We start from the raw sequence: 21,184 nt of genomic DNA, 5'->3' as shown, positions 1-21,184 counted from the left end.
GATCGCGACGGGTTAGAACGAACGTCAAATTGACGGTCGAGGCTCCGGCGTCAACGACCAGCAGGACGCTCGAGTGCCGCTCCTTGAGTTCTAGTTCGCGACGTACGAGTCGGAAGTACTCAACCAGCATCTCGGGCTCGGGCAGTAGCTTTACCCCGGGCATCGCGAGTTCAGTGCGTTCCGATAGCGGCGGCGTCGGTCCGGATCGCCGATGCCGGGGATGAGACACCACAGCGGTGCTCCGCGATAGTCCTGCGGCAGTGACGCGACCACGGCACGCGCGTAGCGATCGAGGACTTCCTCGCGCTTGTATTGCCGCATATCAGTCGGGCTGATCGCGCTGCGAAAGCTGAAATGACGATGCGCACTGTCGCCAAACAGCATCCACCGCTTGAGGTCCGGCACAGCGACTGATTCGCCGTCGGGACGAGTCAGGTGAAGCGACCAGTCAGTGAGTCGGCCGGGCTCGGCGCGTATCCAGCAGTGCGTTGGGCGGAACTGAGTTCCGTCGCCGTCGGTGTACAGAAAGCGAATGGCTGACCGTTCGCCGCGATCGCTCGTCATCGATCAACCTCAGACGTGGGCTTGGGTTTGCGGGGGCGTTTGGGCTTGGTGGGAGCGGGGGAGTCTGAGGTGGCGGGGGCGGGCTTGGGTTTGCCGCGGGGCTTCTTGGCGGGGCGCCAGGCGCGGAGGTCGGCGGGGGTGAGGGAGTGGAGGCGGAGCTCGCCGTCGAGGAACTGGGCGAAGTAGTCGCCCATGCGAAGGCCGTCGTACTCGGCGCTGGGCTCGTTGTGCCACTGCTTGACCCAGGGGATCAGCTCGAGGAGGCCGGCGAGCATGGGGACCAGCCGCTCGCGCGGCCAGCCCTCGCGGGTCTTGCGATCCATGTACAGCGCGGCCAGCGCCTGGGCCCGCTGCAGATGATCCCAGCCGGCCCAGCCGTACACCGGCTCGCCGTCGTCGTCCGACTCGCAGCCCGGATAGCTGATGAAGCGCTCCTTCGGCACGTCGAGCTGGCCGCGAAGGCTGTAGTACGACGCCTCCCGGAAGTCGCCGATGGCGTACTTCCCCGGAGTACTGCACACGGTTGTCACTCCGCCGTCTTCGAGTCGCTGGGCCTCCCATGACGCCTCCCAGTCAGCCCGCCGAGAAAGCCCCGAGTCTGCAAAGGCAAGGCGGCCAGGTAAGGCACGGCATTTGATGAAAGCAGCGCTGCTACGGCGTCCGGCGAATCCTCAACGGTGTGTGCCAGCAGTGTGCGAAGAAAAGAGATCTCTTGCACCTCGTTTATGCGTCGAGAACTGACGGGGATCTCCCGAATTCGCGAACCTCCGCCTCGAGGACCCCACACATCTGCTCGCGCAATGCCGCTCGAAGCAGCTCGGCGTACGTCCAACCGTCACGATGGAACACCCCTTGAACACCAAGCCAAGGGCGCTTATACAGCGGTTGTTCCATCAATCCAAGAGCCGGACGCTCCGCGATCGCGGCGCGACGCTTCTCCCACAACATCGCCAGCGCGGACGATGACGGAAGTCCTTGGTGGCATGGCCGCTCACCCGGATGCGCTTCTGCGCCCTCAAGCACAAGGCTGTGATGGCTGTGATCAGCGGCAAGAAGACCCGCGGGACACAACTGCGCAGCAGTATAGATCTCCCAGTCGATCTCCTCCTGCAGAACCACCAACTGCCGCTGCAACGAGTCGTATCGCGCAGCGTCAGCTTCGAACGCTGCCTTTAGCGCTGTGACACTACCCACCGGCACAGTCTTTCGACCGGGTCTTACGCTGGCTCTCTCGCGTGCCAGCGAGTCCATTTGGCGGCCAATCTTGCGCAAGCGCGGCGACAGCGGAGGAATTGGCAGCGGACCAAGGGCCGTTCCAGAAAACTGATAGGCGATGCGCTCAGCAACGCCGCGCATTTCACCAACATTCGTTCCAGACGTCTTTGGGAAGGCGACTTGCTTCATCCAGAAGCACGCCGTCGAGCTGTTCAGGTACGCCAGCAGCGCGAGGTGGTCGTCCTCGGAAGCGTCCGCCGAGAGCTTGATGAGCGGGGCCGTTTGCTTGAACACATGCCCGCCACGGTCGAGCGCAAAGTGATTGTGAGTAGCCACCTCGGCAAACGTGATGCTCAGCGGGGTGCTGCGCTTGGACTTGTAGAAGCTGCGGTACTCGTACCACTCCAGACCGGCTTCGACAGTGTTCTTGCCGAATGCCTCCCGCTCGGTGAGGAATACGAAACTGCCAGAAGTGAGAGCGCAGCAGGCGAACTTGCCGGCACGGTTTCGAGGCGCTCGTCGTACGGGAAGAGTGCTGACGCCGGGCTAGCGATGCTCCAGTCCCGCACCCCCTCGCCTTCGACGAGCTTCCGCATCTGAGCGCCGTCGACACCCAGCCTGCGCAACCAGTGCTCAGGACCGACGAACAGATCGTCTTCACCCATGATCGCGTCGAACCAATTGCCGTCGCCACATCCCCCAGCCTCCTCTCCGCCCTCTCCTCCAGCAACTCCTTCAGCTCGCTCGCCCCGCCGCCGCCGAGGCTCCAGGGATGCTTCGCGAGTCCATCCCGCGCTACCCGCGCCACCGACAGATACTCATCCTCATACCCGACTTCCTCCCAGTGCTCGACCACGCTCCGCCACACCTTCCCCTCCGCCGGATTCTCCGGCGTGCTGGGCTCGCCGCGCTTCGCCAGCACCGCGAGCACATCCCGCGACGTCGCCGCCTCCTGCGTCCCGAACAGCAGCACGGTCGGCGTGCCGTGCCCCGGGATGTACGCGCCTGACGTGTTCACGATCAGGTCGAGGTTTACGGTCGGCAGGTACTCCTCGATCAGCTTCTTGCCGAACTCCCGCTTCATGAACGAGTTGGCCGTGATCTGGCCGACGTAGCCGCGGGGGCGGGCGAGCTGGAAGAAGCGTTCGCAGAACGGGGCGGACAGCGCGTCTTGCCGGCGGCCGAGACGCCCACATCTTGCGGTAGACCTCGCGCTTGGCTGGGTCCTTCTCGGTGATGTACGGCGGATTGCCCACCACGGCGGCGAACCGCCGGAACAGCGCGTCGCGGGCGGCCTGGTCGTCCTCGAGGGCGAACGCGTCGCCGACCCAGGCGGCGCCAGCGCCGCGCGCGTGTCTTGCTGCCGCAGCTCGGCTGGGCGTGCTGGGGATTGACGCGCAGCGAATCCGCCACCACGACGTGCAGCGGCAAGGCCGGCGCGTCCGCCAGCTTCCCGTACCCCGCCTTCTCCCAGCACCTCCAGCGTCAGGCGGAAGCGCGCGATCGCGACCGCGTACGGGTTGATGTCCGCGCCGTACACCGCGTCCACCGCCTTCACCGCCGCGACCCGCGCGTCCACCCCCGGCTCCAGCCTCCTCCGATGCTCGAACAGCCTTCCGAACGCCCCCAGCAAGAAGTGCCCGCTGCCGCACGTCGGGTCGATGACCGTCGTGTCATCGAGCCCGAAGCGCACCACCGCCGGCTCCAGCGTCCGGTCGAGGATGAACGACTCGACGAAGTCCGGCGTCTGCAACAGCGCGTAGCGCTTCCTGACGTCCTCGCTGAGGTCCTGGTACAGGTCGCCCAGGAAGCGCGTGCTGGCCTGGCCGAACCGGAAGGCCGGGGCCTCGGCGGTCGGCGTGCGGAACAGCGCGAGCAGCTCCTTGGCCAGCTCGGCCGACGGCGACAGCCTCCAGACCAGGCTGTGCTCGGCGTCGAACAGTCCGCGGGCCGCGGGGTATTGCGCCAGCTCCTTCCAGACCATCAGCAGGTAGTCGCGCTCGGTCAGCGATGGCGCCAGCTGGAAGAACAGCCGTTGGCTGTCCATCGCGCCCAGCCCGCGATGCGGGCCTGGCGCAACAGCCCGCGATCCTCGAGCGTCCGCACGAACACGCACGACAACAGCCAGGCCGCCGCCACCTGGGTCGCCAGCGCCGCGGTCCAGCCCGCGAAGCTCTCGGCCGTGCGCTGGGCCGCCTTCTCGCGCTCGTACTGATCGCGCAGCGCCAGGGTCACCGCTGGCGACGCCTCGGCCCGCTGGCGCAGGTCGGCCTCGAGCCGCGCCAGCACCTTGCGCGCGGCGTCGAGCAGCGCCGCCGAGTCGAGCGGCGCGCGGGGATCGTCGGTGCCGGCCAGCGCAGCGAGCGCGGCCTTCTTCTTCTTGGTCGAGGTGCTCTTGGCCATGGCGGGACGTGGGCGAGCTTACCCGCCGCGGCGCGCTTCATGGTTCACCCGAAGCGGGTGAATGGGGACGATCTCGGGGCGATCTCGGGGCGATCTCGGGGCGATCTCGGGGCGTGCGCGCGCGGCGGCGATGCGGTCGCCGCTAGAGTGGCCCGATGTTGACGCTGGACGATCTCGAGGCGTGTCCGGGCCTGGCGCCGACGTTCCGGACGCTCGATGCATACGCGCGGTTCGACCGAGCGGTGCTGATCCGCGGCGAGACCACCACGGCGCGCCTGCTGTTCGCGCGCCTCGCCAACGGCGGCGCAATCCACGAGATCTACTGCCCGCTGGTCACCGTCGCCGATGGCGCGATGCAGGAACAGCTCCGCGGCGCGGCGCACGCAGGCGGGCGTCGCGGACCGGCGGTGGTCGCGTTCGTCGAGGTGAACCGGCTGACGGTGGACGATCAGCAGCGCGTTCTGGCGGTCGCGCGCGACCGGGTGATCGATCTGCGGGCGACCCGGATGACGGCCCGGCCGGTGGCGCAGGTCGATCCGCGGTTCGGTGCGCTGGTGTGGCCGCCGGGCGTGTGTCTGGAAGTCGATGTGCCGAACCTGGGCGATCGGTCCGAGGACGCGGTGGTGCTGCTGCCGCGGTTGCTCGAGCGCATGCTCGGCCGGCCCGTGCGGCTCGATGCGCTGGCCGAGGAGGCGCTGACCGAGCACGCCTGGCCCGGTGACGTGTCAGAGCTGCTCGCGTGCGTCCAGCGGATCACCGGGGCGTGGCCGACTGAGCGCACCGCCCCGACGGTGTATGCGCAGGACCTGGGCATCCCGTTCCGGTCGGCTGCGGCGCGACGGGCGCAGACCCGGCGACCCCGGGGCGCACGCTCGAGGCGATCATGACGGAGTACGAGGCCGAGGTCGTGCGCCTGGTGATGACCCGGCTGGGCGGGAACAAGTCGCAGGCGGCGCGAGAGCTGGGGATCAGCCGGTCGTATCTGATCCAGAAGTGCCAGCGGTACGGGATCGAGTAGCGAGGCGGCTACTGGCCGCCAGCGGCGGGCTGGGGAGCGGCGGGCGGGGCAGCGGCGGGCGGGGCAGCGGCGGCCTTTTCGGCGGCGGCCTTTTCGGCGGCGGCCTTTTCGGCGGCGGCCTTTTCGGCGGCGGCTTTTTCGGCGGCAGCCTTTTCGGCGGCAGCCTTTTCGGCGTCGTCGTCGCCCTTCTTGTCCTTGCCGCCGACGACCTCCCAGGGCAGCACGAACGTGAGTCCGGCCTGGAGCTGGGCGCCGGTGAGCCCGGGGATCGCGTCGTTGAAGTTCGAGAGCCCAGTGAGCCGGGCGTCGACGATGACCGTGCCGAACTGGACCGCGACGCCGAGCTCGGGACCGAGGACCCACCGCCGGGCGGTGCCGAAGGCGAGCGCGCGCTCGCCGTCGGGGACGTCGCCGCTGATCACCCGCAGGCCAATGCCGGCGTACCCGGAGACGACGAGGCCGCCGCCGGCCGACTTGAGCGCCTCGGGCGGGACCCCTTCGATCCGACTGGTCAGGCCCGCGGTCAGGGCCAGCGGCACCATGTGACCGGACGCCAAGGTCTGCTCGGCGGCGTCCTGGATCGTCACGTTGAGATCGGCGGCCTCGAGCGTGGCGTACGCACCCCAGCTCCACTTGGACGTCACCGCGGCAGCGTCGCTGTCTTCCTTGGCGTAGCAGTCGCTGCGGCAGCGCAGGTACGACGCGAAGCGGTGCTCGGCGTGGATCGCCAGGCTGAAGTTGGCGGTCGCGGGGCGCAGGACCGCGCGGCCGAAGTCGCGGGCGCCGGCCGCGGCGGTGAGGGTGCTCTCGGAGACGTTCTTCTTGATCGAGAACCGGGCCAGGTTGAACGGCGTGGCGTACTCGAGACCGAGGCCCGCCGACGGCTGCGAGACGTCGAGCGTCGTCACGTTGGTGTCGGCGACCAGCACCCAGACCGGCGCGGTCGACCGGGACAGGCCGGTGATGCCACCGGTGGTCTGGAGCGGGCGGTCATCAGTGCTGCGGAGGTTCGCGGCGGCCTTGGCCTGATTGATCGCATCCTGCGCGTTCTTGGCGTCCGCGACCGCCTCGATCGCCGCTTGCGCGTTCGCGGCGTCCCTGGCCGCCTCGATCGCAGCTTGCACGTTCGCGACTGCCGTCTTGTCGGTGGAGGCCGGTTCGGCGGTGGCTGCTGATACGGCGGCCGTCAACCCGGCGGCGAAGATGGCGAGACGACTGAGGTGCTGCATGGTTGGCAGCCACAGAGCAAGCGGCGCGCCGGGGCCGCACAGGCCCCCGGCGCGGTCGGGGCGCACACGCACGGCGCCAGAGGTGTCCACCGCAGTTGACGCTGCGCTGCGCGCGCGGGCCGGGAGTTGACACATACCGGCACGCGCCGCGCGAACACGGTATGGTCGCGCCGGGGATGTCGACAGACGCGCGTGAGCGGAGTGCGGCCGAGCCAGCGTTCTACCGCAGGCTGCTCGAGCTGGGCGGCCAGCGCGAGCTCGGGCCGCTGCTCGATGAGGCGCTGGCGCTGATCGTCGAGGTGAGCGGCGCCGCGACGGCGTACCTCGAGCTCCACGCCGACGGCGCCGGGGCGTCCTGGTGGCGCGGCGCCGGCTGCGACGACGACGACGTCGCCGAGATCCGCGCGTCGATCTCGGGCGGCATCATCGCGCGGGCGATGGCCGAGGGCCGGACGGTCGACACCCCGTCGGCGCGGATCGATCCGCGCTTCGAGGACCTGACCAGCGTCGGACCGGGGCATCGACGCGGTGCTGTGCGCGCCGGTGGGGGCGCCACCGATCGGGGGTCATCTACCTGCAGGGCCGGGCGGGCGGCGCCAGCTTCTCGACCGGCGATCGCGAGCGGGTCGAGCTGTTCGCGCGGCAGCTCGGGCCGCTGGCCGACCGCCTGCTCGCCCACGAGCGCGAGCCGGGTCAGCGCGATCACACCGCAGAGGTGAGGCGACGCTTCGGGTGCGCGGAGCTGGTCGGTCGATCGGCCGCGCTGGCGCGGGTGCTGCGCGACGCCTCGCACGTGGCGCCCCTGGACATCAGCGTGCTGATCACCGGGCCGACCGGGACCGGCAAGACGCTCCTGGCCCAGACCATCGCGCGCAACAGCCCGCGGGCCGAGGGGCCGTTCGTCGAGCTCAACTGCGCGGCGATCCCCGAGGCGCTGATCGAGAGCGAGCTGTTCGGCGCCGAGCGCGGCGCGCACTCGACGGCGACCCAGCGGACGATCGGCAAGGTCGGCAGCGGCCGCGGTGGGACGCTGTTCCTCGACGAGGTGGGCGAGCTGTCGCTGGCGGCCCAGGCCAAGCTGCTGCAGCTGCTGCAGGACGGCGTGTACTACCCGCTGGGCGCGAGCGCGCCGGTCGTGGCCGACGTGCGCGTGGTGAGCGCGACCAACCAGGATCTGAAGGCGATGGTCGCGCAGCGGCGGTTCCGCGACGATCTCTACTACCGCCTGAACGTGCTGCCGCTGGCCATGCCGGGGCTCGACCAGCGCGTCGACGACATCCCGGACCTGGTCGAGCACTTCGCGGCGGCGGCGTGTCGCCGTCATCGGTTCGCGCCGCTGCGCGTGGCGCGGCGAACGGTGGTGGCGTGCCAGGAGGCGTCGTGGCCGGGGCACCTGCGCGAGCTGGGCAATGCGATCGAGGCGGGCGTGGTGCGGGCGCACGTCGAGGGCGGGGGCGCGCTGCACGCGCACCACGTGTTCCCCGACATCGACGCCACGACGCGGGAGGCGATCAGCCTCCAGGAGGCGACGCGCAGCTTCCGGCGGCGGTACGTCAAAGAGGCGCTCGAGCGCAACGACTGGAACGTGGCCCAGACGGCACGCGAGCTCGAGGTGACGCGAGCCCACCTGTACAACCTGCTGACCGAGTTCGGGTTCCGGCGCGACGGCGCGGACGACCCGACCCGTCACTGAGCCGGGGCCGCGTCAGGCACGGGCGCCCACGGGGTCGGCTCGATCTCGGAGGCGATCGGCGTGCGGGCCATGGTGGCGTCGTCGTCGTCGAGCAACGCCTGGGTGGGGCGATGGGCGCAGCCGCCGTCGTCGAGGCCGAGCCACGCGCGCTGGCGGGCGCGGGCGCCGCGGGGCAACGGCGCGGCGCGACCTGCCGCGGTGAGGGTCGCCGCGACGTCGTCGGCGAGCACGGCGTCGAGGAAGCGGCAGGTCGCGGCCGGCAGCGGGTGGGCGCGGCGCGCGGCGAGGTAGAGCCACAGCACGCGCCGACCATCGAAGCGGGTGTGGGCCGCACGATCGACGAGCTCGACCGCGCGGACGTCGGCGCGCGCGAGGCTCGCGGTCGAGAGGCCGAGGCCGCCGGGCTGGTGGGCGACGGCGGCGAGGAGATCGCGGAACGCGCCGTCGTAGGCGACGGTGCCGGGGCACAGCTGGGCCGGGGCGCACAGCCACTGATCGGCGATCCGCAGCGTCGATGAGGTCGTGTCCCCGGGCGCGGGCGTGCCGCGGCGGCCGAACAGCATCCAGGCGACGTCGCCCGTCATGGCCGCGGCGGGGGCGAGGGTCGACCAGGTCGTGGGCCGGCCGCGCTGGCCGGCGCTGCAGCACAGGCTGGCTCGAAATGCGGCGACATCGAGGGGCCCGCGCGGGGCTGGCGGTGGGCACGAACAGCGCGATCTGATCGTAGCCGACGGCGACCTCGATCAAGATCGAGTCGGTGGCGGCGAGCTCGGCCGGCGCTGCACCTGTGAAACGCTCGGAGCGCGCGCCGACGCTGGCCGGACCATGCGCGAGCGCGGGGATCGCGCCGCTCGAGCCCTTGTCTTGCTCGTCCTCGAGCGGCAGGTCGATGCCGGCGTGGCGCTCGATGGTCGCCTTCGCCGGCGCCAGGAGGCCGTGGAGGACCGAGTCGCTGCCGACCACGAGCACGCGTGGATGGCCCGGCCGCGAGCCCTGCCAGGGGTGGGCCAGCCCGAGGCCGACCGCCGCTGCGACCGCGACACCGACGACCGGCGCCTGCCATCGCCGTCGCCGCGGGGCGGGTGAGGGCGCGCGTCGATCGACCAGCGCGTCGGCGAGCTCGTCGGCAGACTGGTAGCGGGCCGTCGGGTCGGTGGCGAGCGCCCGCGTCAGGACCGCGCGCAGGTGAGGGTCGGTGACGCCGTCGAGGGCGTCGGCGGGTACGTCGACGGTGGTGCGACGCCAGCCGGTCAGGAGCGTGACCAACACCAGCGCGGCGGCGTAGAGATCGGAGTGAGCGTCGACCCGATTGCCCGTGAGCTGCTCCGGGGCCATGTACGCCGGCGTGCCGCCGAGGGCGCGCGCGGGCTGGCCCGGGCGTCGCAGCCGCGCGAGGCCGAAATCGACGAGGACCAGCTGATCGCCCGCGTCGCCGACGACGAGGGCGTTGGCGGGCTTGATGTCGGCGTGGACCAGCCCCGCGGCGTGGACCGCGCTGAGACCGGCGAGCAGCTGCCGCACCAGGGCGACGGCGCGCGCGGCCGGGAGCGGACCCTGGGCGGCGCGCTCCTGCTCGAGGTCCCGACCCGACAGCAGCGCCATCGCGAAGAACAGGCGGCCATCGTCGGTGTGCTCGGCGTGGTAGATGCGGACCACGTTGGGATGGTCGATGCGGCCGACGGCCTGGATCTCCTGGACGAACGCGCGGCCTTCGCGCGAGTCCGCGGCGATCGACTCGTGCAGCACCTTCACCGCGACGTCGCGCCCGACCGCGAGCTGGTGCGCGCGGTAGACCACGCCGAAGCCGCCGCGCGCGAGTTCGCCGTCGATCCGGAAGCGTCCGGGCAAGATGCGCCCGACCAGCTCCGAGGCGGTCATCGCCAGCGCGCGCCGCAGCTGACGGTGAGGCGGAAGCGCGCGCCCGGCATCACGCCGCCTTCGGCGTGTGCTGGCTGAGCCACGGCCGCGGGATCCACGCGTACTGGCCGGGCAAGAGCCCTGGCACCGCGACCTCGCCGATCATCGGCCGGCCGCCCTCGTGGCCGGGGACGAGCAGCACGATCGCTTGACCGGCGTCGTCGTCACGGGCCGACGCGACCAGCCGCTCGAGGAAGGTCGTGAGACCGTAGCGCCCGATCAGCCCCGGCTGCGTGAGCACGAGCGGCGCCGTGGGCGGCAGGAGCGCGCCGGCGATCGCCGCGGCGGTGGCCTCGGCGAGCTTGCGCAGGCGCGGCCAGGCGTCGTCGGCGCGGCCGGCGCCATCGGTGCGATAGACCAGGTCCGCGCTGATCCCCTCGCGGGTCATGATCCGCTCGAGCTCGGCGACGAACAGCGCGTCGAACGAGCGCGGCGCGAGGCCATGGTGTGTCGCCAGGGCGCGCTCGGCGACGCCGGCCTGATCGGCGGTGACGCCGAGCACCAGCAGCGCGCGCCGGGCCAGGCACAGGCGCACGCGGTCGTCGAACTCGGCGATGGCGACCTCGCGGGCCGAGATCTCGGCGGCGGGTCGGACGCGCGTGAACGTGGTCAGCGGCGAGCGGACGCTGGTGTGGATCGAGGACCGCGCGTCGTCGCCGGGCCGGACGAACGCGCCGTCGGCCGACACGTAGCGCAAGCCGAAGCTGGCGACCAGCTCGTCGAGCGCGGGCCGCGGCGGCAGCGGCGCGGCGTCGGGGTAGCGCGCGGCGACCCGGCGGCGCAGCTACGTCCTCGGCCAGGGGCGAGGTGGAGGACCGCGGCCGACAGCGCCAGGGCGCGGGCCGGGGGCAGATCGCGCGGGTACAGCTCGAGGCGGGTCGACGCCGCCGCGCGACGGCTGGCGGCGGCGGCGAGGCGGACCAGGCGGTCGGCGGGGAGGCCGGCCAGCGGGGTGTCGTCGGCGATCTCGGCGAGGGCGCGGGCGACCTCGGCGGGGCCCGCGAGGACGTCGCGGCCGGCCAGATCGTCGGCGATCGCGCCGAGCCGGCGGACCACGTCCTCGACGTCGTCGCGCAGGACGATCCACGGCGCGTCGCCGTCGAGGCGGACGAAGCGCAGGCCGGCGGGGTCGTCCTTCTCGAGCTCGGCGACCACCCGCACCAGCGCCGTGGCCCGGACCTCGGCGTCGGGCTCGCCCGCGTGGGGCAGGTCGGTGAGGAGCTCGACGCCGGTGCGGGCCAGCGGGGCCGCGCCGCCGGCGCGCTCGACCGCCGCGTGGACGGCGGCGACCAGGGACGCGATCGCGGGGTGCTTGCGCCACTCGTCGCGGGCCTTGCCGAGCGCGATGTAGATCGCGGCGGCGGTGAGCTCGAGGCGCTCGGCCAGCTCGCGGGGGCTGGCGCCGACGCGGCCGAGGAGCGGACCCTCGAGGCCGAACAGCTCGCGCGGGTGCTGAGAGCGCTTCTTGCCCGCGGGCAGGAGCGCGTCGCACCAGGCGCCGAGCGTCGTCGGCTGTGAGCGGACGGCGGCCTTGGCGTGCTCGGCTGAGAGCGCCGCGCGGACCGCGGCCTCGTCGAGCCCGGCGGTGCGCGCGAGGTTGGCGAGCTGGGCGCGCGGCGCCGCGGCGACGGGAGCGAGCGAGCGCAGGCCAGCGTCGGCGAGACGCTCGGCGGTGGCCGTGGCGAGCCCGGCGAGGTGGATCATCAGGTCGTCGCCGCGATACCCGGGGAAGAACGCGGCTCGCCGGACGCGACCGTGACCTTGGCCAGCGAGGTCCAGCGCCGGCGGAAGTCGAGGATCTCCGAGGGCGACCTGCTCGCCGACCCCGCGGATGGACGAGATGTTCTCAGGAGGTCGAGCAGCTTCGACGGCGCGCAGGCCGCCCGCGCGATCGAGCGCGTTCTTGGCGCGCGCCGACAGCGGCAGCGCGTGGACCGGCGTGTCGGCGGCGATGGCGGCGATGGCGGCGTCGGCCAGCGGCGCGGGCGCGGGCGCGGGCGTGGGCCCGTCGGGGTCGGGGGTGTCGCCGGCGCCGGCGGTCTGGGCCTCGAAGGCCCGCTCCCAGGCGCGCCGCATCGACTTGGCGTCCGGGTGCCGCGCGGCCAGGCCCCGGGCGAACGCGGTGGGGAAGAACGCGGTCAGGCGCGCGGACGCCCGCGTCGATCCGCTCGGCCGAGATGGGCACCGTGTGGGGCGCGGCGTCGTCGCTGGGCCCGGTCGGGCGCTGGCCGGTCAGGAGCTCGTAGAGCGTCATCGCGGCGCTGTAGCGATCGGCGGCGGCGTCCAGCGCCCGCGCGCGGCGACCTCGGGATCGCGGTAGGCCGCGGTGCCGACGCGGACGTCGGCGGGGTCGGCGGCGGCGAGCGAGAAGTCGAACAACGTCAGGCTCGCGGCCTTCTTGTGGACCGCGCCGACGCCGACGTTGGCGGGCTTGATGTCACGGTGCAGGAGCTCGCGCTCCTCGAGGTGCTCGAGCGCGCCCAGCAGATCGGTGCCGTAGCGGGCGGCGTAGTCGAGCGACACGGCGCCGTGCGCGGCGAGCTCGCGCTGCAGGGTCTCGCCGGCCAGCGACATCAGCAGGCACGGGCGTCCGCCGATCATCAGCGGCTGGCGCTCGGCCGGGCCCTCGAGCTCGACGATGCGCGGGTGGCGCAGGCGCGCGAGCGCCCGGGCCTCGGCGCGCAGGCGGTCGTCGTGATCGGGCCCGAGCGAGACCTTGAGCGCGAAGCGGCGGCCGTCGTCGCGCTCGACCTCGAGCACGCGCGACGACGCGCCGTGGCCCAGGACGCCGTGGACCAGGAAGCCCGCGACGACGTCACCCTTGCGGGCGTCGAGCGGGCTGGGCTCGGGCGCCGCGGGCGCGGCGGTGGCCTGGGCGGCCGCGTCGAGGAGGAACTCGACCCACTGCGCGGCGTCGTCGAAGCGCAAGGCGACGGTGGTGTGGGTGGCCTCGGCGATCAGCTCGACCACCGGCTCGGGGATCCCGTCGCTCACCGCGCGCGCGTCGAGGTGGCGATCGGCGATGAGGCGCTCGTCGATGGCGGCGAGGCTGGTGCCGGGCGCCTGCCCGGTGAACACCAGGTAGGCCACCGCGCCCAGGCTGAACAGGTCGGTGCGCGGATCGGGGCTGGCGAGGCCCTTGCGCAGCTCGGGCGCCTGGTAGATCGGGACCTGATCGTCGCCGAGGTTGGAGCGGTGGCTGGTCGGGTCGACGCCGTCGGCGCCGCCGAGCTGGAAGTTGAACAGCCGGGTCTCGGGCACGCCGCCCGGGCCCCGGCGCACCAGATGGCCGACGGCGACACGCCACCATGGACGACGCGCCGGTGGCAGTGGGCGAGCGCGCGGCCGACGCCCCGAGGATCGCCACGCGATCGGCGAACGCGAGATCGGGTTCGCGCCGCAGGAAGGCGTCGAGCGGGATGCCGTCGGTGAACGCGTCGAACAGGACGGTGGGGCCGACCTCGGCGTCGGGGACGTAGTCGGTGTACGTGAGGATGCTCGGGTGCTCGCGGACCTCGTAGAGGAGCTGGGCCTCACGACTGGCGGCGCGGCGGAGCTGCTGGCGCAGCTCCACCGAGGTCTGATCGGGCACCAGGTAGGTGCGGGCGCGGCGCTTCTGGGCCGAGATGTCGTGGTGCGAGGCCTCGCGATCCTGGTAGCTGTCGGTCTCGGCCAGCAGCTCGCCGAGGACGTACGAGCCGACGTGGAGCTTGCCGCGGCGCTCCCGGAAGCCGATCGTGCGCAGCGCCTGCAACACCGCGCGCTGGGTCGGCGCGTTGATGACGTTGCCCTGGTGGCGCACGTCAGCGCCGGGGAACTCGTGGCGCGTGATCGCCGCGGCGAAGTTGTCGCGCCGGACCACGCCGATCAGGCCGTCGCGCGTGAGGCCGAGCTTGACGTCGGCGTCGGTGAGGAACACCAGCGGCTCGATCCACGGCGCGCGCGTGCCGTGCGGCAGCGCGCGCTCGAGGCGCGACTTAGGATCTGTGCCTTCCGGTGCGCGAGCGGGCGCGGGTTGTCGCGCCACACCCGACGACCGTCGGGCGTGACCCACCTGCCAGTCGACGGCGTCGCCCTCGATGCGGCCCGGCCAGGCCTTGAGCTCGACCAGGTACAGGCAGGAGTACCGAGGACGAGCAGGTCGATCCTCGAGCAGGCGTCCGCTCGAGGGATCGAGCAGGTCGACCAGCGCCCAGGCGTGGAACGGATCGCGATCGGGCAAGGCCGCGAAGCGCGAACGCGACGCCCTCGCGCTCGTGCGGGTAGGGCGTCGTGCCTTCCGCCAGGACGCGGGTGCGGGGCAGGGCCACGGCTAGGTCCGGGCGGCCACGGTGAGCATCGCGTCGGCGGCGGCGTGATCGCGGGGATCGGCGTCGGGCGAGGCGAGCAGCCGGGCGCTGGCGGGTGCGGTGCCGGGCGCATCGTGCGTGCGCAGCGGGAAGGCGCGCGTCAGGTTCAACGCCGCGGTGGCGGCGGCGGCGACGTGGCGGTGCGCCGGCGGGGTCGCGATGACGGTGACTTGCTCAGCCCAGTCAAGGGCGGCGCCGGCCGCGAAGGCGGTGATCATCGCGGCGACCGCCGATGGGCCGACGACGATGAGGCGATCGGTCGGGGCCACGGCGCCCACGGCGTGCGGCGAGAGGACGAGGTCCCAGGCAGCCGCGACGGCGTCTACGACCTCGGCCGCGGTGGTCGGCGCGGGCGCGGTGCGGAGCGCGCGCCACAGCTCCTCGGCCGCGATCGGATCGATCGGGGGCCACTGCGAACCGAACGGCTCGTCCTCGGCTACCGCGCGCAAGCCGTAGACCGTGCGCGCGCCGAAGCCGCCCGGCCACTCGGCGTCGGCGTCGCGCAGCAACAGCTCGATGCGCTCGGCGGTGCGGAGGTCGCCCCTGAAGCTGTGCCAGCGCGCGTCGGCGTCGGCGCCGAACCGGCGGCCGGTTGGACGACGCGCCTCGACGAACTGCAGCAGCCGCAGCGCTCCTGCCAGGTATCGGCTCGGCCCCTCGAGCGTGAGCATCCGAGCGGTTGTAACATGGGCGGCGACGTCCCCGCCGCGGCGGCGTCCGACGGCGTACGCGCCGTGTCATCACCGCCTGGGGGTGAGTCGGCCGGCCATGCTGCGAGGTGCTTGGGCAACGCCGCTCCGGTGGTGCTCAGGGCACGCAACCGTGGCCCGCGCGGTCGATCGCCTTTGCACGAACGGTGCGGACGTCCTCGTGGCTGGCGCGATGGCGACCCGTTGGTCGTCCCGGCGCTGGCTCGAATCGCGTACGTCGACGACGCTACGCTGCTCGATGGCCGCCCAGCGGCGGCGCCCACGACCCGCGCCACCCACCGACGGGCTCGGCCTGCGTGACATCGGGCTGATATCGGCGTTCGCGGGGCGGCGCGCACGCTGCCTTGATGCGATCGTTCCAGGACTTCCACGGCGCCGACGATGGTCAGGTTCACGGCGGAGCGGGATCGCGCCAGGCAAGCGCAGCCGACCCAGTCCCTGCCGGTGCAGCGCAGCAGCGCGCCGGGGCAGGACGGGGGGCGCCCGGCGGCGGCGGGGCGCCAGCGCGCTGGGACCGGCGGCGGCGGGGCGCCAGCGCGCTGGGGTCGACCGGCAGCCGCGGCGGGGGCGGCGGCGAGGACCCGTTCGCGACGCACCTGCTCGGCGCGCGCGGGCCCCGGGGCTCGGCGGGCTGCCGACCGACGTGCAGGCGCGCATGGAGTCGTCGTTCGGCTACGACCTGTCGTCGGTGCGGGTCCATCAGGACGGCGCCGCCGACGAGATGGGCGCGCGCGCCTTCGCCCGCGGCACCGACGTCCACTTCGGCGCCGGCCAGCTCGATCCGTCGAGCGCCGACGGCCAGCACCTGATGGCCCACGAGCTCGCCCACGTCACGCAGCAGGCGCTGGGGCGCGCGCCGCGGTCGGCGCAAGCCAAGCTGGCCAGCCTGCTCGGCGGTCACGATCCGCTAGAGGCCGAGGCCGACGCGATGGCAGATCGCGCGGTGCGTGGCGAGCCGGCGTGGGCGGGCGCCGATCAGGGCCCACTGCGCAGCCTGCCGACGCTGAGCGGGGGCGCGGTGATGCCCAAGCTCAAGGTCGGCGGCTACAACTACAAGCTCGCCGAGACCATCGCGCAGCACGTCGCGGACGCTGGCGGAGATCGGGAGATCGTGGCGCTGCTGCAGCGCTGGGGGCGCGACAACAAGAAGGCCGGGCGCACGTTCGACGGCTGGGCGGACGCGATCGAGGCGGCCCGACGCGAGCTCGACGGCGAGGGCAGCGAGCTCGACAGCGACGACGAGGGCGGGCCGGACGGCGGGCCGCCCGACGACGGTGGCCATGGGGGTGGACCGGCGGAGTGGTCGACCTTGCGCAAGGTGCTCACCGCGTTCTTCATCTTCGTGCTGCTGATCGGCATGCCGATGCTGGGCGTGCTGCTGCACGGCATGAACCAGTACGAGGTCCGGCCCGGCATGCAGAACACCGCGGTGACGATGCGTCGCGAGCTCGAGCCGGTCATGCAGATGGGCACCCAGATCCAGCAGCTGGCCGCGAGCTCGGTGACCGAGGCCCTGCGCGAGCGCGCCGAGGGCCTGCCGATCGGGGAGTTCCTCGACGGGAACCCGATGCTGGAGCTGGCGGCGCCCGACCTGCGCCGCCTGCGCGACATGGGCCCGCTGCTCGACCAGATCGCGCCGCAGCTCGACGCCCTGGCGCCGATGCTGCAGCAAGGTGCAGCCGCTCATCCAGGAGGTCGGGCTGCACACCCTCGACACCCCGGCGAGCACCGGCTTTCACCACATGCACATCATGCTCGAGCCGCCGCCGACGACGTCGGACGTCCCCGGCGACGGCCTCGCCAGCGACCAGGAGCAGAGCCCGCTCCACCCGCCGGATCTGGGCTTCTTCCACGACGGCGTGCACCCCGATCGATCCGACATGATGCCGACGTACGGCCCGGCGCTGCACGCCTACGATCGCGACCTCGCTGGAGCGCGCCGCGCCGCCGTCGCCGCCGACTATGGCCACACAAGGGCATCACCCACAACTGCCAGGACACGTCGACGCCGTGGTCACCGCGTACAAGGAGCTGGGGGCGAGGTCGTCCCCACCCACCGCAGCGCCGCCATGCTGGCCGTCACCGACTACCTGATCGCCTACGGCTCGTCGCTGCTCGACAGCGCGATCGCCAAGGCGGTCGACGAGGAGCTGGCCGCGTTGCCCCCAGGCCGCCGACGGCGGCAGCGCGTGCGCCCGGGCGGTGGCCAACAAACCCGGCCTCGCGCCCGGCACCTTCGCCGGTTCGGTCGACGCCTTGCTCGACCAGCCGTTCGAGGTGCCCGACCGCGGGACGGTGACGGTGCGCAAGCTCTTGTGCGAGCCCTTCGATCCGCACAAGGTCGACGTCGGGCTCGGCCTGGCCAGCGTGGCCATGGACGTGCCCTTCGAGATGCCCGAGGAGGGTCACGCCAGCGTGCGCGACGCGCTCTGCACCCCCAAGGGCGGCTCCAACGCCCTCGAGGGCCTGGTGTTCCGAGCTCGCCCGCGTGAAGGGCGGAGGCCCAGATCGTCGCCGAGCTCAGCGGCATGCTGCCGGCGTCGATGATGGAGGACCCGCTGGTGCGCAACAAGCTGGTCGGCGACCTCGTCGGCCGCCTCGGCCGCGACCTCTACCGGCGCCTCAACCTCAAGGGGCTGTGCTGAGAGGTCTTGCGAAGTCCGAGGAGTCGCCGGCGACGGCGCGCGTCACCGCGACGCTCGCGGCGCCGCTGCCGCCGCCGTGAGGTGCGCCGGCTCGGCGGGATCTCCGAAACGCCGAAGGGCCCCGCATCGCTGCGAGACCCTTGACGTTTTCCGGTGGAGCCATGGGATCGAACCCCAGACCTCTAGAGTGCGATTCTAGCGCTCCCAGCTGAGCTATGACCCCGGAACGGGCGTGTAGGTACCAGCGGGCGCGGGGGTTGTCAAGCGCGGGCGAGCGATCTGGTGAGGGACGGGGCGCGGGGTAACCAGGGCGGCGCGGGGCGCGTAAGGTACGTCATGCGCATCACGGCGATCTCTGCGATCTTGCTGGCCCTGGGAGCGGGGCGGGCTGCCCGGACGACCCGAAGGGCGTGGACCCGGCGACGGCGCCGCGGCACCCGATCGATCGGTTCAGCGCGGCGGCGGGCACGGTGTTCGTGCGCGACGCCGATCCGAGCTTGCCGGCGGCGGACGCGGCGATCGACTACGACGCGACCTAAGATGGACGCTGGGGCCGGGGGCGAGGCGGTGGCCTTGTACCTGTTCGACGTGCAGCCGACGACGCCGGCGCCGATTCACGTGCTGTTCCGCGAGGGCGAGAACGGGCCGGTGGACGGCCAGAAGAACATCGTCACGGTGGTGCCGGGATGGCCGGCTACAACGACCTGTGGCAGCCGATCCGGGTCGACGTGCCGGGCGACTACGTCGCGAACACGATCACCAGCTACGCGGAGATCGTGGCGCGGGGCCTCACCTTGACCCCGATGCCGGCGCTGGTGAATTGCCCGCTGGTGCCGGAGGGCTCGGTGGCGCGCGTGCGCACGCCGGGCGACTACGCCGAGCTGTCCCAGGCCTGGTACGACGACAAGATCGTCCACTACTTCCACTTCGGTGAGCGGCCGAGCCCTGGCGCCGGCGGGCGATCCGTGCCGACCTCGACGATCTACGTGGCCTACGACGTCAACCCGACGGCGGGCGCGCCGGTGGCGGGCAAGGGCTTCGCGACCGAGGCGGGCAGCGCGCTGACCCACAACGTCGTCGCGGCGCTGCCGGGCGACACCGCGTACTCGCCGCTGTGGTCGGTGCAGGTCTGCGACCGCGCGGCGTTCGACAGCGTGGTCGATCTGGCCTCGGCCCAGGCGGCGCCGGCGATCGCGACGGCGGGCGCGAACCTGAACGCGCCGATCGTGCGCGTGACGCCGTAGCTGGCGGCGATCACGCCGGCGGCGGCGAACCGGAAACGCGCCGATCGTGCGCGTGACGCCGTCGCTGGCGGCGATCGCGACGGCGGGGGCGAACCTGACCGCGCCGATCGTGCGGGTGACGCCGTCGCGTCGCGGCCCTAGACGACCTCGGCGCGGGCGAAGTCGGCGGTGTCCACGGCGGCGAGGCGGCGCGGCAGATCGTCGCCGCCGTCCTTCCAGTAGCGGTACTCGCGCTCGCTGATCGGCACGGCCGAGGTGATCGTGATCGCGGGGGCCCTCGTCGAGCGGCAGGCGCAGGCCCCAGCGGCGGGGCACGGTGAAGAACATGTGCGGGAAGCGCAGCGACAGGTCGCCGAGGCGGAGCACGCCGACGAGGTCGCGCACGACGCTGCCGGGCGTCGGGTAGAACTGCTGATCGATGATGTGAAACGCGGTGTTGGCGACGAGCTGCGGCATGCCGGCGCTGTCGTGCACGCACGCCAGCAGCACCTCGATGCGCGGGCGGCCGTCGGGCCACTCGACGTTGGACAGGCCGAGCGAGCCGTAGGTGACGTGGCCGGGCTCGGGCACGTCGGGGTAGCGCGCGACGTCGATCGCGCGGGTGGGATCGGCGGCGTGCCGGAACGCGCAGGCTGGGCGGGCCGAGCGCGACCCGCAGGATCTCGCCGGCGTAGGTCGAGATCTGGAGGAACTGCGCGAGCGCGGGCACCGAGCGCGCGAGCTCGGTCCACGACGGCTGCAGCGCGAGCGTGCGCTTGAGGTAGTTCTGCGCGATCGGCTTGTGGCCGAGGTCGGCGTGGGCGAGCGCGCCGCCCCAGAGCGCGGTGGCGCTGTCGGACTTGAGGCCGATGGCGCGGTCGAACGCGCGCGCGGCCTCGGTGGGGCGCGCCAGGCACAGGAGCGCGTGGCCGAGGCCCTTCCAGGCGAGGTGGTGCTCGGGGAACAACACCGCGGCGCGCTCGTAGCGCTCGGCCGCGCCGGCGAAGTCGCCCTGCTGAAAGAGTGCGTTGCCTTCCCCCGTCAGACGATCGGCCGCCACCAGGCTCATGTAGGTGGAACGTAGCAGAGGTTACGGGCGAAACAGCTTGCGATCGCCGGCGGTGGATCTGAGGATCGAGGGTGATGCAGCTCCGTGCCCGCTTGCTCGCCCTGGCCCTGTCCGCGGCAACGACCCTGGGCGGGTGCGCGTCGTCGCGGCCGGCCGGCGCCGACGTGGACGCGGTGGCCGACGACGACGGCGCGACCTCCGACGGCACCGCCGCGGTCGACGGCGCCGACCCTGATCCCGACGGCGCGACGCCCGACGGCGCCGGTGGTCCCGACGGCGCCAGCGCCGACGCCACCGCGGTCGACGGCGCGACCGACGCGCCGACCGACGCGCCGACCGACGCCAACGGCTGCTCGACCCAGCCGTGCTCGCTGTTCCCGCAGTGCGGGTGCACGCCGCCGCTGACCTGCGACATCGACTTCACCGATCTGATGGGCACGGCGTGCCGGGCGGTCAACGTGCCGGGCACCGAGGCCAGCACCTGTTCGACGTTCTCGGAGTGCGCGACCGGCTTCGTCTGCGCGGGCGGGCGCTGCCACAAGTACTGCGCGGTCGACGGCGACTGCCCGCAGCCGCGGGCGCTGTGCGCGATCCAGATCACCGACCAGATGGCGCAGCCGATCCCGGGCGCGCTGACCTGCTCGGCCAACTGCAACCCGACCAACAGCGCGGCCGGCGGCTGCCCGGCCGGACAGAAGTGCGGCTTCTTCACGACCACGCGGGCCGGCAACCCGCTCGACATCCTCGACTGCGCGACCCCGGGCGCCGGCGCGATCGGCGCGGCGTGCACGTCCGACGCGACCTGCTCGTCGAACACGCTGTGCTCGACCTACAACGCCCAGCAGCGCTGCCGCAAGGTGTGCACGCGCCCGGCCGGCAACGAGTGTGCGACGGTGGCGGGCACGACCTGCGTCGGCTTCAACCCGGCGCTGTCGATCGGCGGCACCGAGTACGGCGTGTGCGCGCCGTAGCCCGCTGACCGCGATCACGAATCACGATCACGATCACGATCTCGAGCATGACCGCCGTCCCAGCCTCCGTGCCAGTCTCCGTCGGATCCCTCGGATGAGGCGCGCGCCGCCGCTGGCCGACCCGACCGCGCACAGCCTCGACGGCGCGCTGCTCGACGCGCCTGATCCCGCGGCCCGG

Annotated in this window: 18 protein-coding genes, 1 tRNA gene and 2 pseudogenes; 7 read left to right on the top strand and 14 right to left on the bottom strand. The window is 72.8% G+C overall.

The features are described from left to right. Nucleotides 1–150: 150 nt before the first annotated feature. The 5 genes from IPL61_25730 to IPL61_25710 all read right to left on the bottom strand — a co-directional run bounded on the left by IPL61_25730 (nucleotide 151) and on the right by IPL61_25710 (nucleotide 4,182). Nucleotides 151–564 carry a hypothetical protein gene (locus tag IPL61_25730; protein ID MBK9034625.1) on the bottom strand — a complete coding sequence of 138 codons (414 nt, stop codon included), beginning with the start codon at nucleotides 562–564 and terminating at the stop codon, nucleotides 151–153. Beyond that, complete coding sequence (locus tag IPL61_25725) at nucleotides 561–1,085, bottom strand: hypothetical protein (protein ID MBK9034624.1); 525 nt, start codon at nucleotides 1,083–1,085, stop codon at nucleotides 561–563. The genes IPL61_25730 and IPL61_25725 overlap by 4 nt, the downstream gene beginning before the upstream one ends. Before the next feature lie 202 nt (nucleotides 1,086–1,287). Further along, the gene (locus IPL61_25720; GenBank protein ID MBK9034623.1) at nucleotides 1,288–1,968 is read right to left on the bottom strand and encodes a hypothetical protein; all 681 of its coding nucleotides are present in this window, start codon (nucleotides 1,966–1,968) and stop codon (nucleotides 1,288–1,290) included. Then, complete coding sequence (gene pglX, locus IPL61_25715) at nucleotides 1,922–3,826, bottom strand: BREX-2 system adenine-specific DNA-methyltransferase PglX (protein MBK9034622.1); 1,905 nt, start codon at nucleotides 3,824–3,826, stop codon at nucleotides 1,922–1,924. Before pglX ends, IPL61_25720 begins: the two co-directional genes overlap by 47 nt. Beyond that, the gene (locus IPL61_25710; GenBank protein MBK9034621.1) at nucleotides 3,784–4,182 is read right to left on the bottom strand and encodes a hypothetical protein; all 399 of its coding nucleotides are present in this window, start codon (nucleotides 4,180–4,182) and stop codon (nucleotides 3,784–3,786) included. Before IPL61_25710 ends, pglX begins: the two co-directional genes overlap by 43 nt. A 242-nt stretch (nucleotides 4,183–4,424) precedes the next feature. Here IPL61_25710 and IPL61_25705 point away from each other — a divergent pair, with 242 nt between their 5' ends. Further along, entirely contained in the window at nucleotides 4,425–5,069 is a 645-nt protein-coding gene (locus IPL61_25705) for a hypothetical protein (GenBank protein ID MBK9034620.1), read from the top strand. Beyond that, nucleotides 5,066–5,200: a hypothetical protein gene (locus IPL61_25700; protein MBK9034619.1), complete on the top strand. Its 135-nt coding sequence runs from the start codon at nucleotides 5,066–5,068 to the stop codon at nucleotides 5,198–5,200. The genes IPL61_25705 and IPL61_25700 overlap by 4 nt, the downstream gene beginning before the upstream one ends. 8 nt (nucleotides 5,201–5,208) lie before the next feature. On the opposite strand, the gene IPL61_25695 is transcribed toward IPL61_25700, so the two are convergent. Continuing rightward, on the bottom strand, nucleotides 5,209–6,519 hold the full coding sequence (locus tag IPL61_25695) for a hypothetical protein (protein MBK9034618.1): 1,311 nt from the start codon (nucleotides 6,517–6,519) through the stop codon (nucleotides 5,209–5,211). A gap of 86 nt (nucleotides 6,520–6,605) precedes the next feature. Between IPL61_25695 and IPL61_25690 the strand changes: the two are divergent. Continuing rightward, nucleotides 6,606–8,122, top strand: a pseudogene (locus IPL61_25690) (sigma-54-dependent Fis family transcriptional regulator). On the opposite strand, the gene IPL61_25685 reads toward IPL61_25690, so the two are convergent. From IPL61_25685 to IPL61_25660, 6 genes and pseudogenes are all read right to left on the bottom strand, one after another. After that, on the bottom strand, nucleotides 8,116–8,706 hold the full coding sequence (locus IPL61_25685; GenBank protein MBK9034617.1) for a hypothetical protein: 591 nt from the start codon (nucleotides 8,704–8,706) through the stop codon (nucleotides 8,116–8,118). The pseudogene IPL61_25690 and the gene IPL61_25685 sit on opposite strands and share 7 nt — an antisense overlap. Nucleotides 8,707–9,367: 661 nt before the next feature. Beyond that, nucleotides 9,368–10,000, bottom strand: a pseudogene (locus IPL61_25680) (serine/threonine protein kinase). A 49-nt stretch (nucleotides 10,001–10,049) separates the two neighbouring features. Then, nucleotides 10,050–10,736: a hypothetical protein gene (locus IPL61_25675; protein ID MBK9034616.1), complete on the bottom strand. Its 687-nt coding sequence runs from the start codon at nucleotides 10,734–10,736 to the stop codon at nucleotides 10,050–10,052. Next, entirely contained in the window at nucleotides 10,649–12,115 is a 1,467-nt protein-coding gene (locus IPL61_25670; protein ID MBK9034615.1) for a hypothetical protein, read from the bottom strand. Before IPL61_25670 ends, IPL61_25675 begins: the two co-directional genes overlap by 88 nt. Nucleotides 12,116–12,289: 174 nt before the next feature. Further along, on the bottom strand, nucleotides 12,290–13,321 hold the full coding sequence (locus tag IPL61_25665; GenBank protein MBK9034614.1) for a protein kinase: 1,032 nt from the start codon (nucleotides 13,319–13,321) through the stop codon (nucleotides 12,290–12,292). A 1,030-nt stretch (nucleotides 13,322–14,351) separates the two neighbouring features. After that, the gene (locus IPL61_25660) at nucleotides 14,352–15,059 is read right to left on the bottom strand and encodes a hypothetical protein (GenBank protein MBK9034613.1); all 708 of its coding nucleotides are present in this window, start codon (nucleotides 15,057–15,059) and stop codon (nucleotides 14,352–14,354) included. A 277-nt stretch (nucleotides 15,060–15,336) separates the two neighbouring features. On the opposite strand from IPL61_25660, the gene IPL61_25655 reads away from it, so the two are divergent. Further along, nucleotides 15,337–17,397 carry a DUF4157 domain-containing protein gene (locus IPL61_25655; GenBank protein ID MBK9034612.1) on the top strand — a complete coding sequence of 687 codons (2,061 nt, stop codon included), beginning with the start codon at nucleotides 15,337–15,339 and terminating at the stop codon, nucleotides 17,395–17,397. Further along, nucleotides 17,355–17,645, top strand: coding sequence for a hypothetical protein (locus IPL61_25650; GenBank protein ID MBK9034611.1), 291 nt, complete (start codon nucleotides 17,355–17,357; stop codon nucleotides 17,643–17,645). Before IPL61_25655 ends, IPL61_25650 begins: the two co-directional genes overlap by 43 nt. Nucleotides 17,646–17,897: 252 nt before the next feature. On the opposite strand, the gene IPL61_25645 is transcribed toward IPL61_25650, so the two are convergent. Continuing rightward, nucleotides 17,898–17,966: transfer RNA gene (locus IPL61_25645), tRNA-Ala, on the bottom strand. A 391-nt stretch (nucleotides 17,967–18,357) separates the two neighbouring features. Beyond that, complete coding sequence (locus IPL61_25640; protein ID MBK9034610.1) at nucleotides 18,358–19,581, bottom strand: suppressor of fused domain protein; 1,224 nt, start codon at nucleotides 19,579–19,581, stop codon at nucleotides 18,358–18,360. A gap of 7 nt (nucleotides 19,582–19,588) precedes the next feature. Here IPL61_25640 and IPL61_25635 point away from each other — a divergent pair, with 7 nt between their 5' ends. Both IPL61_25635 and IPL61_25630 read left to right on the top strand, forming a co-directional pair. Further along, nucleotides 19,589–20,050, top strand: coding sequence for a hypothetical protein (locus IPL61_25635; protein ID MBK9034609.1), 462 nt, complete (start codon nucleotides 19,589–19,591; stop codon nucleotides 20,048–20,050). Nucleotides 20,051–20,109: 59 nt separating this feature from the next. Then, nucleotides 20,110–21,006: a hypothetical protein gene (locus IPL61_25630; GenBank protein ID MBK9034608.1), complete on the top strand. Its 897-nt coding sequence runs from the start codon at nucleotides 20,110–20,112 to the stop codon at nucleotides 21,004–21,006. The last annotated feature ends 178 nt before the right edge of the window (nucleotides 21,007–21,184 follow it).

This window comes from Myxococcales bacterium, from assembly GCA_016717005.1.
GTDB lineage: Bacteria > Myxococcota_A > Polyangia > Haliangiales > Haliangiaceae > UBA2376.
The sequence above is the reverse complement of the archived record's forward strand: the minus strand, read 5'-3'. Positions and strand labels throughout refer to the sequence as shown.

Coding starts and splice junctions, on each gene's coding strand:
- IPL61_25710 (MBK9034621.1), bottom strand. CDS start 4,182: ATGGCCAAGAGCACCTCGACCAAGAAGAAGAAGGCCGCGCTCGCTGCG.
- IPL61_25670 (MBK9034615.1), bottom strand. CDS start 12,115: ATGCGGCGCGCCTGGGAGCGGGCCTTCGAGGCCCAGACCGCCGGCGCC.
- IPL61_25730 (MBK9034625.1), bottom strand. CDS start 564: ATGACGAGCGATCGCGGCGAACGGTCAGCCATTCGCTTTCTGTACACC.
- IPL61_25655 (MBK9034612.1), top strand. CDS start 15,337: ATGGCCGCCCAGCGGCGGCGCCCACGACCCGCGCCACCCACCGACGGG.
- pglX (MBK9034622.1), bottom strand. CDS start 3,826: ATGGACAGCCAACGGCTGTTCTTCCAGCTGGCGCCATCGCTGACCGAG.
- IPL61_25630 (MBK9034608.1), top strand. CDS start 20,110: ATGCAGCTCCGTGCCCGCTTGCTCGCCCTGGCCCTGTCCGCGGCAACG.
- IPL61_25700 (MBK9034619.1), top strand. CDS start 5,066: ATGACGGAGTACGAGGCCGAGGTCGTGCGCCTGGTGATGACCCGGCTG.
- IPL61_25660 (MBK9034613.1), bottom strand. CDS start 15,059: ATGCTCACGCTCGAGGGGCCGAGCCGATACCTGGCAGGAGCGCTGCGG.
- IPL61_25685 (MBK9034617.1), bottom strand. CDS start 8,706: ATGACGGGCGACGTCGCCTGGATGCTGTTCGGCCGCCGCGGCACGCCC.
- IPL61_25720 (MBK9034623.1), bottom strand. CDS start 1,968: ATGAAGCAAGTCGCCTTCCCAAAGACGTCTGGAACGAATGTTGGTGAA.